The following is a 15407-nucleotide window of genomic DNA, read 5'->3' on the forward strand; positions in this document are numbered from 1 at the left end:
TCGGATGGCTTCGCTGACTCGAGCCATGGTGCATCATCGATTGATGGACCAGCCCACCGTGTTGCCAGCGCCGCGCACCCAGCCGCGCGAGCGGGCGCCTGCCCTCCTCGTCCGATGCGCTGGCTGACCCGTCGGCACGATGCCGCAGACGAACGCACGCAGCGTGCCATGCTGCGGCTCTTATACGGGCAGAGCGGTGTCAGCCTCGTGGCGGCGGCGCTGCTGATCGTCGTCCATATGGGCTACACGTCCGCCAGCACGCCGGCGCCGCTGCTGGCGGCGCAGGCCGGGTGCTTCGCAGCGCTGCTGGCGATTCGGGCCCGCTGGCGCGCCCGCGTGCTGCGGCTCGACGACGCAACCTCCCGAGCGAGAAGCGCAGGGCTGGAGGCGGCGCGCCGTGGCCAGCGCGGCGGTGACCGGGCTGCTGTGGGCGGCCGCACTGGCGATGGCCTTCCGCAAGGATAAGCCGGCGACCGAGGAGTGCGCGTACGACTTCCAGACCCGGAAACGCGCGACGCTGGTCGGCCAGACCTCGGGCGGCGGCGCCAACGCGGGCAACCGTTTCACGCTGGGGCATGGGCTGGTCATCAACATCCCGACGGCACGTGCCATCAACCCCATCACGAAGACCAACTGGGAAGGGGTGGGCGTGAAGCCCGACGTCGAGGCGCCGGCTGCCCAGGCCCAGCAGACTGCCTACGTGGCCATCCTGAAGACGCTGGTCGCTAGCGCCAAGACCTGCGCGATTCCGGCCAGCTGAAGGCGCTGCTGGCCTTGGCCGAGAAGGGCGAGAGCGAAGCGCCGGTGTATGAGATGAGACCCTGAGGCCCGGCCCCGCACCTCCTTGACCCCTGCAGGGCGGGCGATGCACGCCAGCAGCGCGAGAATCGCGGCCTTTCCGCCCCCTGCTGGCTGCGCCGCCCGCGCCTGTCTGCAGCGGGCGCCGACAGCCTCCCCATGACCGACGCTCCCTACACGACCTTGCCGCTCTGGCCCCATGCCTATCCGGCCAGCGGCGCCAGCGCCACGCTGAAACGCCTCAACGAGGACTTCATCGTCACTGAGCTGCCGCTGCAGCTGCCCTCCGGTGAAGGCGAACACCTGTGGCTGGACGTCGAGAAGAACGGCGCCAACACCGCCTTCGTCGCCCAGCAGCTGGCCGACGCGACCGGCGTGCAGGAACGGGACGTGGGCTACGCCGGCCTCAAGGACCGCTACGCCGTCACCCGCCAGTGGTTCAGCATTTATCTGCCTTACGGGAAAGGGAAAGGCGAGACGCCCGATCTGACGCAATTGCAGCACCCGGAGTTCAAGGTGCTGAGCCAGAGCCGCCACGTGAAGAAGCTGCGCCCCGGCGACCTGCAGGGCAACCACTTCCGCATCGTGCTGCGCGACGTGGCGGGCGACCGCAGCGCCATCGAGGCCAACCTGAAGGCCGTCGCGTCGCAAGGCGTGCCCAACTACTTCGGCGCACAGCGCTTCGGCTTCGACGGCGGCAACGTCGAGCAGGGACGCGCGATGCTGGCGCGCGAGATCCGCGTGCGCAATCCGAAGAAGAAGGGCATCTACCTGTCAGCGCTGCGCTCGTTCGTCTTCAACGAGGTGCTGGCGCTGCGCATCCAGCAGGGGCTGTGGGGCCGGACCGTGCCCGGCGACGTGATGGACGAGGCGGGCCGGCCCACCGGGCCGATGTGGGGTCGCGGCCGCGTCAGCACCACCGACCAGGCGCAGGTGCTGGAGATGGGCGTGGCCGAGCGTCACGCCACCTTGTGCGACGGCATGGAACACGCGGGCCTGGACCAGGAGCGCCGCGCGCTGGTGGCCAGCCCCTTGGACATGGCCTGGGACTGGCCGCAGGCCGACCAGCTGGTGCTGACCTTCTCGTTGCCAGCAGGCAACTACGCCACGTCCGTGCTGAACGAAATCCTCCGCACGACCGAGCCCGAGCGGCACACGGACAGCGAGCCTGCAGCCGCCGACTAACGGCGTCCGCCGGCCCGCTACGGTGGTGCGTCGCCGTCGCCCTTGCCACTCGCGCGCCGCTGCTGGTCGCGCCGCCACCGCCGCCAGCCCCACCACTGCCAGCCGGCCCAGCCGAGGATGGCGCCAAAGACCAGGCCCAGCTCGATGACGCCGTACCAGCGCGGGTCGATCACGGCGGGCGGCTCGACCCGTCAGGCGGTGTCGCGCAGGAACAGGCGCTGCAGCGAGTCGGCCCACTGCTGGTGGGCCTCGCCGGCGCTGCCGTGCAGCTCGCTCAGCGCACCGTGCATCAATTTGCGCGTCAGCGCCGTGGCCAGCGTGTCCATCACGGCATCCACGTCTCGGCCGCGGGCCAGCGCGCGGCGGGCCTTGGCGAGTTCCGCCTGGCGCCAGGTCTCGGTCTGGCGCTGCAAGGCCAGGATCAGCGGCACGCTGGCGCGCTGGTCCAGCCACTGCGAGAAGCTCTTCACGCCCGCGCTGACGATGGCCTCGGCATGCGCTACCGCGGCCTGGCGGCGTTCGCCGTTGGCCTGCACCTGCTGGGCAAGGTCATCCACGGTGTAGAGGTACACGTCCGGCAGCCGCGCCACCTCGGGCTCGATGTCGCGCGGCACGGCCAGATCCAGCATCAGCATCGGGTGGCGCTTGCGCGCCTTGAGCGCGCGCTCCACGGCCCCCAGGCCGATCAGCGGCAGGCTGCTGGCCGTGCAGCTGATGACGATGTCGAACTGCCCCAGGACCTGGCCCAGCTCGGCCAGCGGCAGCTGCGCGGCGCCCAGCCGCTCGGCCAACAGCCGGCCCCGCTCGGTACTGCGGTTGGCCACGGTCATCTGCAGCGGCTTCTGCGCGGCAAAGTGGGTGGCGACGAGGTCGATCATGTCGCCCGCGCCGACGAACAGCACGCGCCGGCGCGGCAGGTCGTCGAACAGCTGCTGGGCCAGCCGCACGGCCGCCGCCGCGAGGCTGACGGCATGGCTGCCGATCTCCGTGCGGCTGCGCACTTCCTTGGCCACCGCAAAGCTGCGCTGGAACATCTGGTGCAGCGTGGTACCCAGGGCACCGGCACTGTCGGCCTCGCGCACGGCGGCCTTCATCTGGCCGAGGATCTGCGGCTCGCCCAGCACCATCGAGTCCAGCCCCGCCGCGACGCGGAAGGCATGACGCGCTGCGTCCGCCCCGGCACGCAGGTAGCTGTGGTGGCGCAGCTCGGCCGGCGCGGTGCCGCCTTGCGCCGCCAGCCATTCAATGGCGGGCTCGGCCAGCTCCATCGCATGACGCGGGCAGGCGGAGGCGCCCAGCGCCGGCAGGCCCACGTAGACCTCGGTGCGGTTGCAGGTGGACAGGATGGCCACCTCCGGCTGCGCGCGCGCCAGGTGCTGGCGCAGGCCCTGCACACGCTCACCCAGTGCATCCAGCGGGACCGCAAAGCGGCCGCGCAGGTCCAGCGGCGCGCTGCCGTGGTTCAGTCCCAGCGCCAGCACGGTCATGCCACGCTCCGGCCCCAGCGGCGCTGCGTGGCGCAGCGGTCCTGCTGCTCCAGCCGGGCGAACAGCTCAAGCACCGCCTCGGCCGCTGGCCGCGCGCACGGTGCAGGCGCGCTGGCCACGGCGGCCAGCAGCGGCGCGCAGGCCGGCAGCACCGGCTGCCTCAGCAGCCGCGTGAACGGCCGCAGCCGCAGCGCCGCCTGCACCAGCAGCCAGCCCTTGCGCCGGCCCGGCACCACAGCCCGGCGGCTGACCGAGTCGCCCCCCGCACGTGCCACCTCGTGGCCCACGGCGGCGTAAAGCAAGCGCGCCGCGTTGATGCCCGGGCGGCAGCCCCAGGGCAGCCGCGCCACTCCAGCACCGGCGCGGGCGTAGAGCACGTCCGCCGCATCCAGCAGCCGCTGCACCACGCCGGCCAGCGCGGGGCTGAAGGTGGGCGCGGCCAGCCAGGCGTCGGCGTCCAGCCCGGCCTCGCGCATCCAGTCACGCGGCAGGTACAGGCGCCCCATGCGGGCGTCCTCGCCCACGTCGCGCGCGATGTTGGAGAGCTGCATGGCCACGCCCAGGTCACAGGCGCGGGCCAGCGCGTCGGGCTCGCGGGTGCGCATCAGCAGGCTCATCATCGCGCCCACGCTGCCGGCCACGCGGGCGGCGTAGTCCTGCAGCTCGGCCAGCGTCTCGTAGCGGCGGCCGTCCACGTCCCAGGCCAGGCCCTCCAGCAGCAGGTCCAACAGGCCGCGCGGGATGCCGAACTGCGCGACGACGGCGGCCAGCGCCCGGTCGGCCGCCACCGGCTGGGGCCGGCCCTCGAACACGCGGTCCAGCCGGCGGCGCAGCTGCGTAAGCGCCAGGCGCCGGCCGCCCTCGACGTCCACAGCGTCGTCGGCCAGCCGGCAAAAGCCGTAGAGCACGGTCGCCGGTGCGCGCACGGCGGGCGGCAGCAGCAGCGACGCGGCATGGAAGGTCCTGGAGTGATGGGCCAGGCTGGCGCGGCAGACGGCGAGGTCGGCCTCCAGCAGTTCAGGCGTGTCTGACATGGGGCAGGCCCTCCGCGATGAGCGTCGATTGGGGACAAGCGAGTTCATGCCCGTGCGGCACGACCGCATCCAGCACGCGCGCCGACGACAGCACGCCCGGCAGGCCCGCACCTGGGTGGGTGCCGGCGCCGACGAGGTAGAGCCGGTCCACCTCCTCGCTGTGGTTGTGCGGGCGGAACCAGGCGCTCTGCGTCAGCACCGGCTCCATCGCGAACGCGGCGCCCTTGTAGGAATTCAGCCGGTCCTGGAAGTCCTGGGGCGTCAACATCAGCGACGTGACCACCTCGCCCTCCAGCCCCGGCAGCAGCGTCTCGCCCAGCCGCTTCGCGATGGCCGCGCGGTAGGGCTCGGCGCGCTCGCGCCAGTCCACGCCGGCGTCCAGATGGGGCACGGGGGCCAGCACGTAGAAGGCGTCGCAGCCGGGCGGCGCCAAGCTGGGGTCGGTCGCCGTCGGGCGGTGCAGGTAGAGGCTGAAGTCGTCGGCCAGGTGCTTCTTCGTGAAGATGTCGTCCAACAGGCCCTCGTAGCGCGGGCCCAGCGAGATGGTGTGGTGGGCCACGTCCGGGTACTGGCGCCGCGTGCCGAAGTACCAGACGAACAGGCTCATCGAGTAGCGCGCGCGGGCGATGCGCCGGTCCGTCCAATGGCGCCGATGGCGGGCGGGCAGCAGGTGTTTGTACGTCCACGCGGCATCGGCATTGCTGACCACCACGTCGGCCGGCATCACGGCACCCGACTCCAGCCGCACGCCGCACGCTGCACCGCGCGCCACGACGATCTCGTCCACCGCCTGCCCGCACAGCACGCGGCCGCCCTGCCCTTCGATCAGCTTCACCAGCCCCGCGACGAGCGCGCCCGTGCCGCCCATCGCGAAGTGCACGCCGAAACGCCGCTCCAGGAAGGCGATCAGGCAGTACACCGACGTGGTGGCGAACGGGTTGCCGCCCACCAGCAGCGACTGGAAGGTCAGCACCACGCGCAGCTTCTCGTTGTTCACGTGCTTGCACGCCAGCCCCCACACCGTGCGCCAGCCTTCCAGCTTCAGCAGGTCGGGCAGCGCCTTGGCCATCGTCGTCCAGCGGTCGAAGGACACGTGGCCCAACTGCTCGAAGCCGACCTTGTAGATGGCCTCGCTGGCCGCCAGGAAGCGCTCGTAGCCGGCGATGTCTTCGGGCGCCAGCCGGGCGATCTCGGCGCGCATCGCGTCAGCATCACCGCTGTAGTCGAATGTGCTGCCGTCGTCGAAGCGCACGCGGTAGAACGGCGACACAGGCCGCAGGTCCACGTCGTCGGCCAGGCGCTTGCCGCACAACGCCCACAGCTCCTCGAACAGGAAGGGTGCCGTGATGACCGTGGGGCCGGCATCGAAGGTGAAGCCGTCCTGCCGGTGCACATAGCCGCGGCCGCCGGGGGCGTCGAGCCTCTCGAGCACGGTCACGCGGTAGCCCCGCGCGCCCAACCGCACGGCCGCCGCCAGCCCGCCAAAGCCGCTGCCGATGACGACGGCCTGCGCCGCGGGCGCAGACGTGGGGAGCGCCGCCGTCGGGAGAGAGCCCTGGCTTGGTGTCAACATCGTTTGATCCTATGCTTGTCCACTTTAGTTGACAACTCAGGATGCACCCGCTCCCGCCTACGCCTCCGGCCTCGTCTTTCGCGCCTTCCGCGGCGTTGGCCTGCGGTCTGCGCTGGCGGCTGGTGCGCAGCGGGCCGCCGGGGGCACCCGGCCTGCTGCTGCTGCATGGCACCGGCTCGTCGGGCCAGTCCTGGGCCAGTTGCCTGCCCGGGTTGGTCGAGCATTTCCATGTGCTGGTGCCCGACCTGCCGGGTCACGGCAGCACCGCCGCATTTGCCGACCGCGAGGCCAGCCTGCCCCGCATGGCCCAGGCCGTGGCGGCGCTGCTGGAGGCGCTCAACTGGCAGCCGCACCTGGTGGCCGGCCACTCGGCCGGCGCAGCCGTGATGGTGCAACTGGCACTGGACGGCCACCTGCCAGCAGCGCGCGGCCTGCTGGCCGTCAACGGTGCTCTTGAGCCCCTGCCCGGGCTGATGGGCCTGGTGGCCCCGGCCGTCGCGCGGCTGGCCTCACGCAGCGCATTGCTGCCCGCCTGGGTGACCCGCCACGCCGCCCAGCCCCGCGCCTTAAGCCACCTGATCGCCTCCACCGGCTCGCGGCTCAGCGAGGACGGCGTGGCCCACTACCGCCAACTGCTCGAGCGGCCCGAGCATGTTCGCGGTGTGCTGGACATGCTGGCGAACTGGCGGCTGGACGAACTGCAGGCCCGGCTGCCGCAACTGCGCCTGTCACTGTGGCTGGCCGCGGGCCTCGCCGACCGCACGCTAGCGCCGGTGCGCTCGCTAGAGCTGGCCCGGCGGTTGAAGGGCGCGCGGTTTGTGCCGCTACCGGGGTTGGGGCATCTGGCGCATGAGGAAGCGCCGGCGGTGGTCAATGGGTTGCTTACGGAGCTTCTGGATCATGTCTACACACGTGATGATGGGACGCTGGTCAACAAGCGTTGATCGGCTTGGCGCGAACCAGCGGCGAAGGCGGCAAAAGGCTGGTTGCTGACGCTTGCAGTCGGCGCTCGAGGGTCAGCAAAGTGCCGATTCTGTTGAAAAACTCCCCGCCCAATTTGGCCCTCAATTCGTACACTTAGAGCGTTAGCAGTTCTGATCTTGGAGGGCGCCGAGATGATGGGACGACAAGCGAGCGGGCAGGATCGGCTCTTCTACTCGTTCAATCTCGAAGACCACGTCCCTCAGAACCACCTGCTGCGCGGCATCGACCGCTGCCTCGACTTCGGCGGTCTGCGCGAGCACCTCGCTGAGCACTACAGCCCGATCGGGCGCCCGTCCATCGACCCCGAGCTGATGCTGCGCATGCTGATCGTGGGTTACTGCTACGGCATCCGCTCCGAGCGCCGCCTGTGCGAGGAACTCCACCTCAACCTGGCCTACCGCTGGTTCTGCCGCCTGAGTCTTGAAGACTCGGTGCCCGATCACTCCACCTTCTCCAAGAACCGCCATGGCCGCTTCCGCGACAGCGGCGTCTTCCGCTGGCTGTTCGACGAGGTCGTGCGTCGCTGCATGGCGGCCGGCCTGGTCAAGGCCGAAGGCTTTGCCGTGGACGCCAGCATCGTGGCGGCTGACGCCAGCAGTCAGCGCGGCGTCCCTGGCACGGATGCCGTCGACTGGAAGGACCCGGCGCTGAGCACCCGCGCCGTGCGCGAGTACCTCCAGGGCTTGGACGCCGAAGCCTTGGGCAAGGTGCTCCCCAAGAAGATCTCGTTGACCGACCCGCAAGCCAGTTGGACGGCGGCCGTGGGCGGGCCCGCCTTCTACGCCTACTCGACCAACTACCTCATCGATGTCGCGCATGGCGTGATCCTGGACGTTCAGGCCACGCCGGCGCACCGCACTGCCGAAACTGAGTCCACCAAAGTGATGGTCGATCGGGTGCAGGCGCAGTTTGAACTCAAGCCCCAACGACTGATCGGTGACACGGCCTATGGCACGGCGGCCATGCTGAGCTGGATGGTCGACGACAAGGGCATCGAGCCGCACGTACCCGTGTGGGATCGCACGCAGCGCGACGACGACACGTTCTCCAGCAGCGAGTTCACCTGGGACGAGCAAGCCAACGAGTACACCTGCCCGCAAGGCCGTCCGCTTCGCAGCCAGTGGCGGGCCTTCAAGATCGAGCGCAGTCACGTCACCAAGGCCGACACCATCATCTACACCGCCAGGAAGCAAGATTGCTCGAGCTGTCCCATGAAGCAGCGCTGCTGCCCCAACACTCCGGTGCGCAAGATCGTCCGCAGCGTTCACGAAGCTGCGCGTGACGTGGCGCGCAAGATCGCCACGACCGAGCAGTACGAGCGCTCACGATGCGAACGCAAGAAGGTGGAAATGCTCTTCGCCCACCTGAAGCGAATCCTGCGGCTGGATCGGCTGCGCCTGCGAGGGCTCAGCGGAGCGAGCGACGAGTTCACGATGGCAGCGGTAGTGCAGAACCTGCGTCGTCTGGCGATCCTGGTGCCGCAAGGTCCGCCGACTCAAGGCATTGGTGCGCCCGCTTGAGGCGAAACCCCACCGACTAACCTCAAAACCGGGTCGAAAGACCTGGCTCTGACGAACAAAGGTGAACTGCGATCGACCGCAACCGGCCTGGCATGACTGAACCTGTGCCGATCACCGACTTCTTCAACAGAATCTGCCCAAAGCGGAAACTCGCCGAACCGCAGCAACATGCTCGCAGCTAGACAGGATCAGAAGCGATCCCCTCGCTGCCTGGCTTCGCCTCGCCCCACGAGGCGTGGCGAGATATTTTGCGGGAGGCAGTCCAAACGCGCGCGAGTATTCGCGGCTCAACTGAATCGGGCTCTCGTAGCCGACGTCGTGTGCAATGGGCGCCACGCTGGCACCCGATGTGAGAAGCACCCGCCTCGCATGAAGGCGCCGCATTTCCTTTTGATACTGAAGCGGACTGAGCGCTGTTGCTGCGTTGAAATGACGAGGGAAGGACGAAACACTCATCGCCGAATGCTTCGGCCAGCTCTTCAACACTAGGAGGGTCGAAGAAGTTCGCACGAATTCTCTGGATGGCCTGGTTGATTCTTGCCAGTGCGGAGTCCGGTGCCACGATGTCGTACAGCATCCAGCCCAGCTCCGGCAACCCTTGACGCAGCTCACTCGACCTGAAGCCCTGGCTCGTGCTCGAGAACGAATTCCAGGAACGCCCTGATCCGCGGGGTTTGCCGAAGGTCCTGGTGGTACCCGACCCAAACGTCACGGCTCGGCGGCGGCTCGGAAACCGGGACTTCGCGTAACCCGGGTATCCCTTTTGCCAGGACTCTGGGCAAGACCGCCAGGCCGCCGCCGTCCGCGCAATGGCGGGCCTGCGCCTCCCGGCTGTTGCTTCCAAAGACGGTTCGCCCCAGTGGATATTGCTTCTTCAGCCAAACGACATCCGGCAGGTCTTCGAACGCCTCGTTCATCGTGACGAGATCGACCTCGGACCCGGCCTTCGGGAAACTTCGCGGCATCGTGTTCGAGCAATAGAGACCGTACGACAGGCGACTGAAGCGTCTTTGGATCACGCCCGCTTCATTGAACGGCGCAATCCGAAACGCGATATCCGCCTCTCGGTGCGTCAGGCTCATCTGCCTTGCATCCGTCAGGAGTTCGATGACGATGCCGGGGTGCGTTCGTCTGAACTCCGCTGCCCATCTGGAAAGAATGGTGGCTCCGAACCAATCAGACGAGGCGACGCGGAGTTGCCCCTGGAGCTCTGCGACCGCGCCCTGTAGCTGTCGCTCCATGGCAAGGAACTCCTCCTCGATGCGCATGGCGTGCGGCAGCAGACGCAGCCCTTCGTCGGTGAGGGAGAAGCCATTGCCGGTGCGCTGAAAGGCTTTCTGTCCCAGTGAGCCCTCCATCGACCGCAGCCGTCGACTCAACGTTGGCTGGCTCAGGCCCGTCAGTCGGGCAGCGCCCGTCAAGGTGCCCGCGCGATGAATCGCCAGCATCAGCCGGATGTCGTCCCATTCGATGCTATTCATATTTGAATTTCCATCATGCATCCCTATGCGTCGACAAATGTATGGCGGAACCCCAGACTTCTTCCACCCCACTACAGGAGCCCGTCATGAGCACCACTGTTCAAGTCGCCACGCAGGAAACGATGCGCGTGGCTGTCGCTGCAAGCGCTGGCGCAGACCTTGTCTTCGAGCAACGTGCCAAGCCGGCGCTCGTTGCTGGCCGCGTCATGGTGAAAGTCGTCGCTGCCGGCCTGAATCCGCTCGACGGCAAGATCCGCATGGCCCAGGCCGCGCATGCCCGGCAGCCACTGCCATCGACCATCGGGATGGATATGTCGGGCGTGGTCGTCGACGTTGCACCGGATGTCAAGGGCTTCAAGATCGGCGATGAAGTGTTTGGCATGGTGGGTGGCGTGGGTGGCAACCCTGGCACGCTCGCGGAATACATCGCCGCCGATGCCCGGTTGCTGGCCACAAAGCCGAGCGCCTTGAATTGGCATGAGGCAGCCGCACTGCCACTGATCTTCATCACCGCATGGGAAGGGCTGGTCGACCGCGCCAAGGTCAAGGCTGGCGACAAGGTGCTGGTGCACGGCGGTGCGGGCGGCGTCGGACATGTCGCCATCCAGATCGCGAAGTCCTTCGGCGCTGAAGTATGGGCGACCGGAACTTCCGCGCAGCGGGGCGTCATCGAGCGGCTCGGTGCCGTGGCCATTGACTACGAGGCCGAGTCAGTGGAGGAGTACGTGAACCGCGCCACAGCAGGCGAGGGCTTTGACGTGGTGTATGACACCGTGGGCGGCAAGACCATCGATGCGGCATTCGCCGCAATCCGCACCTACACAGGACACGTGGTGACCTCGCTCGGGTGGGGCACGCACTCCCTGGCGCCGCTGTCCTTCCGGGGCGCCACCTACTCGGGCGTCTTCACCCTGCTGCCGCTGCTGACCGGGAAGGGCCGCGAACACCACGGCGAGATCTTGCGTGCTGCTGCGGCACTGGCTGATGAAGGCAAGCTGCGCCCCCTGCTTTCGCCTCACCCGTTCGACTTGTCGCAAGCGAACAGCGCCTTTGCGCAGATGGCCGCCCCAAGCAATATCGGCAAGGTCGTCGTCGGCCTGCATGGCTGAACTCGGCGCCTGGCCGGATGCCCGCCCTCATGCAGACGACCTGATGAGCCCCGCTCGCTGACACCTCCTCTGCGGGCGATGCCCAGATTGCCGACCAGCCCGCGCAATCGCGGGCACCCCCTCCCATCAATCTCGAAACGCTTGTCGTGACGAGGCGAGGTGGTGTCTCGCCTTGCAGACCTTTTCACTCACTCACTCACCAAACCGTTCAATTGAAGGACACACCATGAACCGCCTTCCCCGTCTTCTTGCCGCCATGCTCATCGGCGTCACAGCCCTGGCCACCGGCCCGGCTACCGCTTCAGCCCAGCCTCCGGCTGCTGCACAGCAGGTTGTCTCCCAATACATCGCAGCCAACGACGGCACGCCACTGTTCTACAAGGACTGGGGACCAAAAGACGGCCCCGTCGTCTCATTCAGCCATGGATGGCCCCTGAACTCCGATAGCTGGGAGTCCCAGATGCTGTTCCTCGCTGAGCGCGGCTTCCGGGTTATCGCCCATGACCGTCGAGGCCATGGCCGCTCCGGCCAAGCCTGGGCCAACAACAACATGGACCAGTACGCCGACGACCTCGCAGCGGTCCTCGACGCGCTCAATGTTCGCGACGTCACCCTCGTCGGCTTCTCCACCGGGGGCGGGGAAGTGACGCGCTACCTCGGTCGCCATGGCTCAGCACGCGTCAAGCGCCTGGTTCTCGTCAGCGCCGTGACGCCGATCATGGTCAGGAACGCCGACAACCCGAACGGTGTGCCGCTGGACGTCTTTGACGGTCTGCGCAAGGCCTCGCTGGACAACCGCGCGCAGCTCTACAGGGACATCGCCAGCGGCCCATTCTTCGGTTTCAATCGTGCCGGCGCCAAGGTCTCTCCCGGCCTGATCGAGAGCTTCTGGGTCCAGGGCATGCAGGCCAGCCACAAGTCCACGTTCGACGCCATCCAGGCCTTCTCCGAATCCAATTTTGTCGAAGACCTGAAGCGCGTGACCGTCCCCACGCTCGTCATCCATGGGGACGACGACCAGATCGTGCCGATCCAGACCAGTGCCCGGGCCACCGTGAAGCTGGTCAAGGGCGCTCGGTTGATCGAGTACGCCGGCGGTCCGCACGGCATCACGGACACCCACAAGGATCGCCTGAACCAGGACCTGCTGAACTTCCTGAAGTAGGCAGGCCAGCCGCCGCACTTCATGAATTGCGCTACCTCTTGGAATCCACGATCACTGCTGAAGGAGCATGAGATGAAAGCCGTCCAAGTCACCCGTCGTGGCGATCCCGCCGTTCTTGAACTGATGGAGTTGCCCGATCCGTCGCTCAGCCAACTTTCAGGGGTGACGTCATGAGCGATGGACGACAAGTCGAGCAGGTTCTTGCCCGGTATGTGCGGGCGGCTGACCGCCGCAGCAGTGTCGACGTGGCAGCCTTGTTCGCTGCCGACGCCGAGGTCGAGATCCTCCTCAACCAGGACGGCATCAGCCACCCGATCGGGGCGCTCGTGGGTGCCGACACGATCGGACACGCGGTGGCGGGCCTGATGCGCCCCCATCCTGAGCGGGGCTGGAGCCCTCACATGACCAGCAACGCGATCGTCGAAGTGCGCGGGGACAGCGCCACCCTCGAGGCCCAGTTCGTCGTCTTCAATACCGTCGGCTCGCCCCGGCCGGCTGGCGACTGGCCTGATGGTGCTGCCGGCGCCCAGGGTGTGGTGCAGCCGATCGAAGCAGGGTACTACGCGTCGGCGCTGCAGCGCGTTGACGGCGTCTGGAAGATCACCAGGCACCGCATCACGCACGACTTGCCCTATGCATTTCCCGGCGCCTGAGCGGCGCCGGACCACCGCCCATCCCGCGCGGCGCGCGCTGCCTGAAGCCTGGAGTGCCATGACCTCAGCCCTCGAGATCACCACCTTTCGTCTGGTCAAGGGCAAGACGCTGACTGACTTCATCGCCGCCAACCGGGATGTCGATGCGTGGCTGCTGCGCCAGCCGGGATTCAGGTCGCGCTGGATCGCCGAAAGCGATGACCATGAGGTCGTCGATGTATTGCTCTGGGCTTCCTCCGCCGCAGCGCGCGACGCCATGGGCCGGCTCATGGTGGAGCTGGGCGAATCTCCCGTGCATGCCTTGATCCGTCAGGCGACCGTGTCGTGGACGGTCTGCGAGGTCGGACAAACATCAAGTGCCTGACCGTGACCGACGACTTCAGCCACGAGTGCGTGAACATTGCCGTCGCCCACGGCATCGGCAGTGAGTACGACGTGCGGGTGCTGGACCAGGTGGCGCGGTTCCGTGGCTACCCGCAGGCTGTAAGAACCGACCAGGGGCCGGAGTTCACCAGCCGGGCCTTCATGGCCTGGGCCCAGGCCAAGGGCGCGCGCCACATCCTCACCCAGCCGGGCAAGCCCACGCAGAATGCCTACATCGAGCGCTTCAACGGCAAGTTCCGCGATGGGTGCCTCAGCGAGCACTGGTTCCACAGCCTGAAGCAGGCGCGTGTTGCACATTCCTGCAGCTCGGTTCTGCGACCCTGAGGGTTGCTTCGTGCCCAAAGCCGAAGCCCAAGTTGCCGCGCTGCACGTAGATGCCGGCCAGTTCGGCCGTCTCGTGGGTGGCGTCGGTGGCCAGTTCCTCGCGTTCGCGCGCGATGTCGGCCCGCTCGGTGTCGGACTGCGAGCTCACAGAGACGTACTCCCCCGCCGCCATCGACATCGCGCCGGCAACCAGCCCGGCCACGCCAGCCACCAGCACGGCGCCAGGCCCGGCATTGGCGGCGGCCACGCCGAGGATCAGGCTGGCTGTGGAGACGATGCCGTCGTTGGCCCCCAGCACGGCGGCGCGCAGCCAGCCGATGCTGTGCGTGCGATGGCCTTCAATGGGCAGTCCGGGCATGGCGCAACTTTCAATCAAGGGTGGACGGTCAAGGTGTCGTCGGCCCGCGTCATTCGAGGCCGGCGCGCCTCAGCCTGGCGCGCAAGGCACTGATCTCCTCTAGCAGGTCCAGAACCAGGGCTGCGCCAGCGGTGCCGAGGGCGAGATCGGCGTTCAGGCGCAAGGCCGTGCGCGTCGCGCGCAGCGATGGCCCCGTGAAGGCCCAGCGTTGCGGCGCGTCGCCCTCTGGTTGCAGCACGCCTTCGTCGACCAGCGACAGCACCTGGGCCGGGCTGGCACCGGCGGCCTGGCACAGGCCACTCAGGCTGAAGACGATCTCTTCCTCGACGATGACAGCGTCGATCGCATCACTTGAGTTGTCGGCCATGGTTGTCATCCTTCCTGCGCGACGCGTGGATCAAAGTCTGGAAACGCCACCCGAAGCGCGGCATAGGCCGCCTGGGCCGCGTCAGAACCAGCGCGCGGCAGCGTGAGGGTCAGCACGGCATACAGGTCACCGGGCGGCTTGCCCGGCAGGCCACGGCCCTTCAGGCGCAGCTTGCGGCCCTGGGTGGAGCCGGCGGGAACGGTCAGATGCACCTCACCCGAGGGGGTGGGCGCTGCGACGGTGGCGCCCAGCGCGGCTTCCCAGGGCGACACCGGCAGGTCGACATACACGTTTCGGCCATCGACCCGGAACTGCGGGTGCGGCTTCAAGGCGATCTCCAGGTACAGGTCGCCCGCAGGTTCGCCACCGTGGCCAGGGCCGCCCTGGCCCGCGAGGCGCAGGTGCTGCCCCTCGCACACGCCGGGCGGAATGTTGACCTCCAGCTGGCGGTCATGCAGGGCGACATGCCCCCGGGCATCGACCACCGGTACGCGCAGCGAGATCGTGCGGCTTGCACCGCGGTAGCTGTCTTCCAGGTCGATCATCACCTTGGCGTGGTGGTCGCCGCCGGGCGCCTGCCGGCGGCCGCCGTCAGCGGGCCGTACGCCCGGCCCACCGCGCCCGAAGTTCGACTCGAAAAAGGCGCTGAAGTCCTCGGCGCTGGGCGCTTGCCGCCCCCTGGGCCCGGCGCCGCCCCGGCCGCTGAATTCGAAGCCGCCGTCCCAACCCGGCGGCGGCTCAAAGGTTTCGCCGCGCGCGTGGCGCTGGCTGATGTCGTCGTAGGCCGCACGGCGCTCGGGGTCGATCAGGGCTTCATGCGCCTCGGCCACCTCCTTGAACCGCGCCTCGGCATCCGCCTCCTTGCTTACGTCGGGGTGGTACTTGCGTGCCAGCTTGCGGTAGGCGCGCTTGATCTCGTCCTGGTTGGCGTCTCGCTGCACCCCAAGCGTGGCGTAGTAGTCCTTGAATTCCATAGCGTTCCCCT

General features: G+C 68.1%; 17 protein-coding genes and 2 pseudogenes. 10 read left to right on the forward strand and 9 right to left on the reverse strand.

Annotation, left to right across the window (positions count from 1 at the left end; all coding sequences use genetic code 11):
• Positions 1-114: 114 nt before the first annotated feature.
• The 3 genes from LXT13_RS07970 to truD all read left to right on the forward strand — a co-directional run bounded on the left by LXT13_RS07970 (position 115) and on the right by truD (position 1983).
• Positions 115-465: a hypothetical protein gene (locus tag LXT13_RS07970; RefSeq protein WP_233371309.1), complete on the forward strand. Its 351-nt coding sequence runs from the start codon at positions 115-117 to the stop codon at positions 463-465.
• On the forward strand, positions 398-760 hold the full coding sequence (locus tag LXT13_RS07975) for a S41 family peptidase (RefSeq protein WP_233371310.1): 363 nt from the start codon (positions 398-400) through the stop codon (positions 758-760). The genes LXT13_RS07970 and LXT13_RS07975 overlap by 68 nt, the downstream gene beginning before the upstream one ends.
• Positions 761-957: 197 nt before the next feature.
• Positions 958-1983, forward strand: a complete 1026-nt coding sequence (gene truD, locus LXT13_RS07980) for a tRNA pseudouridine(13) synthase TruD (protein WP_233371311.1) — start codon at positions 958-960, stop codon at positions 1981-1983.
• Positions 1984-2000: 17 nt separating this feature from the next.
• On the opposite strand, the gene LXT13_RS07985 is transcribed toward truD, so the two are convergent.
• The 4 genes from LXT13_RS07985 to LXT13_RS08000 are packed head-to-tail and all read right to left on the reverse strand — an operon-like array spanning position 2001 to position 6077.
• The gene (locus LXT13_RS07985; protein WP_233371312.1) at positions 2001-2156 is read right to left on the reverse strand and encodes a hypothetical protein; all 156 of its coding nucleotides are present in this window, start codon (positions 2154-2156) and stop codon (positions 2001-2003) included.
• A gap of 18 nt (positions 2157-2174) precedes the next feature.
• Complete coding sequence (gene hemA / locus LXT13_RS07990; protein ID WP_233371313.1) at positions 2175-3470, reverse strand: glutamyl-tRNA reductase; 1296 nt, start codon at positions 3468-3470, stop codon at positions 2175-2177.
• On the reverse strand, positions 3467-4504 hold the full coding sequence (locus tag LXT13_RS07995; protein WP_233371314.1) for a phytoene/squalene synthase family protein: 1038 nt from the start codon (positions 4502-4504) through the stop codon (positions 3467-3469). Before LXT13_RS07995 ends, hemA begins: the two co-directional genes overlap by 4 nt.
• On the reverse strand, positions 4488-6077 hold the full coding sequence (locus LXT13_RS08000) for a phytoene desaturase (RefSeq protein ID WP_233371315.1): 1590 nt from the start codon (positions 6075-6077) through the stop codon (positions 4488-4490). Before LXT13_RS08000 ends, LXT13_RS07995 begins: the two co-directional genes overlap by 17 nt.
• A 41-nt stretch (positions 6078-6118) precedes the next feature.
• Here LXT13_RS08000 and bchO point away from each other — a divergent pair, with 41 nt between their 5' ends.
• Together bchO and LXT13_RS08010 are read left to right on the forward strand one after the other, a co-directional pair.
• A complete protein-coding gene (bchO, locus tag LXT13_RS08005; RefSeq protein WP_233371316.1) occupies positions 6119-7021 on the forward strand; it encodes an alpha/beta fold hydrolase BchO in 903 nt (300 codons plus the stop codon).
• Between the two features lie 171 nt (positions 7022-7192).
• Complete coding sequence (locus tag LXT13_RS08010) at positions 7193-8581, forward strand: transposase (protein ID WP_233371317.1); 1389 nt, start codon at positions 7193-7195, stop codon at positions 8579-8581.
• 123 nt (positions 8582-8704) lie between these two features.
• Here the strand turns inward: LXT13_RS08010 and LXT13_RS08015 are convergent, their stop codons facing one another.
• Together LXT13_RS08015 and LXT13_RS08020 are read right to left on the reverse strand one after the other, a co-directional pair.
• Positions 8705-9037, reverse strand: a complete 333-nt coding sequence (locus tag LXT13_RS08015) for a helix-turn-helix domain-containing protein (protein WP_233371318.1) — start codon at positions 9035-9037, stop codon at positions 8705-8707.
• Between the two features lie 152 nt (positions 9038-9189).
• On the reverse strand, positions 9190-10062 hold the full coding sequence (locus tag LXT13_RS08020; RefSeq protein WP_233371319.1) for a LysR family transcriptional regulator: 873 nt from the start codon (positions 10060-10062) through the stop codon (positions 9190-9192).
• A 41-nt stretch (positions 10063-10103) separates the two neighbouring features.
• On the opposite strand from LXT13_RS08020, the gene LXT13_RS08025 reads away from it, so the two are divergent.
• The 5 genes and pseudogenes from LXT13_RS08025 to LXT13_RS08045 form a co-directional block, all read left to right on the forward strand.
• Complete coding sequence (locus tag LXT13_RS08025; protein ID WP_233371320.1) at positions 10104-11171, forward strand: zinc-binding dehydrogenase; 1068 nt, start codon at positions 10104-10106, stop codon at positions 11169-11171.
• Positions 11172-11397: 226 nt separating this feature from the next.
• Complete coding sequence (locus tag LXT13_RS08030) at positions 11398-12336, forward strand: alpha/beta fold hydrolase (RefSeq protein WP_233371321.1); 939 nt, start codon at positions 11398-11400, stop codon at positions 12334-12336.
• A gap of 170 nt (positions 12337-12506) precedes the next feature.
• Positions 12507-12989: a nuclear transport factor 2 family protein gene (locus tag LXT13_RS08035; protein ID WP_233371322.1), complete on the forward strand. Its 483-nt coding sequence runs from the start codon at positions 12507-12509 to the stop codon at positions 12987-12989.
• Between the two features lie 58 nt (positions 12990-13047).
• Entirely contained in the window at positions 13048-13353 is a 306-nt protein-coding gene (locus LXT13_RS08040) for a hypothetical protein (RefSeq protein ID WP_233371323.1), read from the forward strand.
• Positions 13299-13661, forward strand: a pseudogene (locus LXT13_RS08045) (DDE-type integrase/transposase/recombinase); the annotation flags it as partial. The gene LXT13_RS08040 and the pseudogene LXT13_RS08045, both read left to right, overlap by 55 nt.
• Positions 13662-13731: 70 nt before the next feature.
• Here the strand turns inward: LXT13_RS08045 and LXT13_RS08050 are convergent.
• From LXT13_RS08050 to LXT13_RS08060, 3 genes and pseudogenes are all read right to left on the reverse strand, one after another.
• Positions 13732-14055: pseudogene (locus LXT13_RS08050) on the reverse strand (VIT1/CCC1 transporter family protein); the annotation flags it as partial.
• A gap of 49 nt (positions 14056-14104) precedes the next feature.
• Positions 14105-14422 carry a chaperone modulator CbpM gene (locus LXT13_RS08055; RefSeq protein ID WP_233371324.1) on the reverse strand — a complete coding sequence of 106 codons (318 nt, stop codon included), beginning with the start codon at positions 14420-14422 and terminating at the stop codon, positions 14105-14107.
• Positions 14423-14427: 5 nt separating this feature from the next.
• Complete coding sequence (locus LXT13_RS08060) at positions 14428-15396, reverse strand: DnaJ C-terminal domain-containing protein (protein WP_233371325.1); 969 nt, start codon at positions 15394-15396, stop codon at positions 14428-14430.
• Between the last annotated feature and the right edge of the window lie 11 nt (positions 15397-15407).

It is taken from the genome of Pelomonas cellulosilytica, from assembly GCF_021353265.1.
Lineage (GTDB): Bacteria > Pseudomonadota > Gammaproteobacteria > Burkholderiales > Burkholderiaceae_C > Pelomonas > Pelomonas cellulosilytica.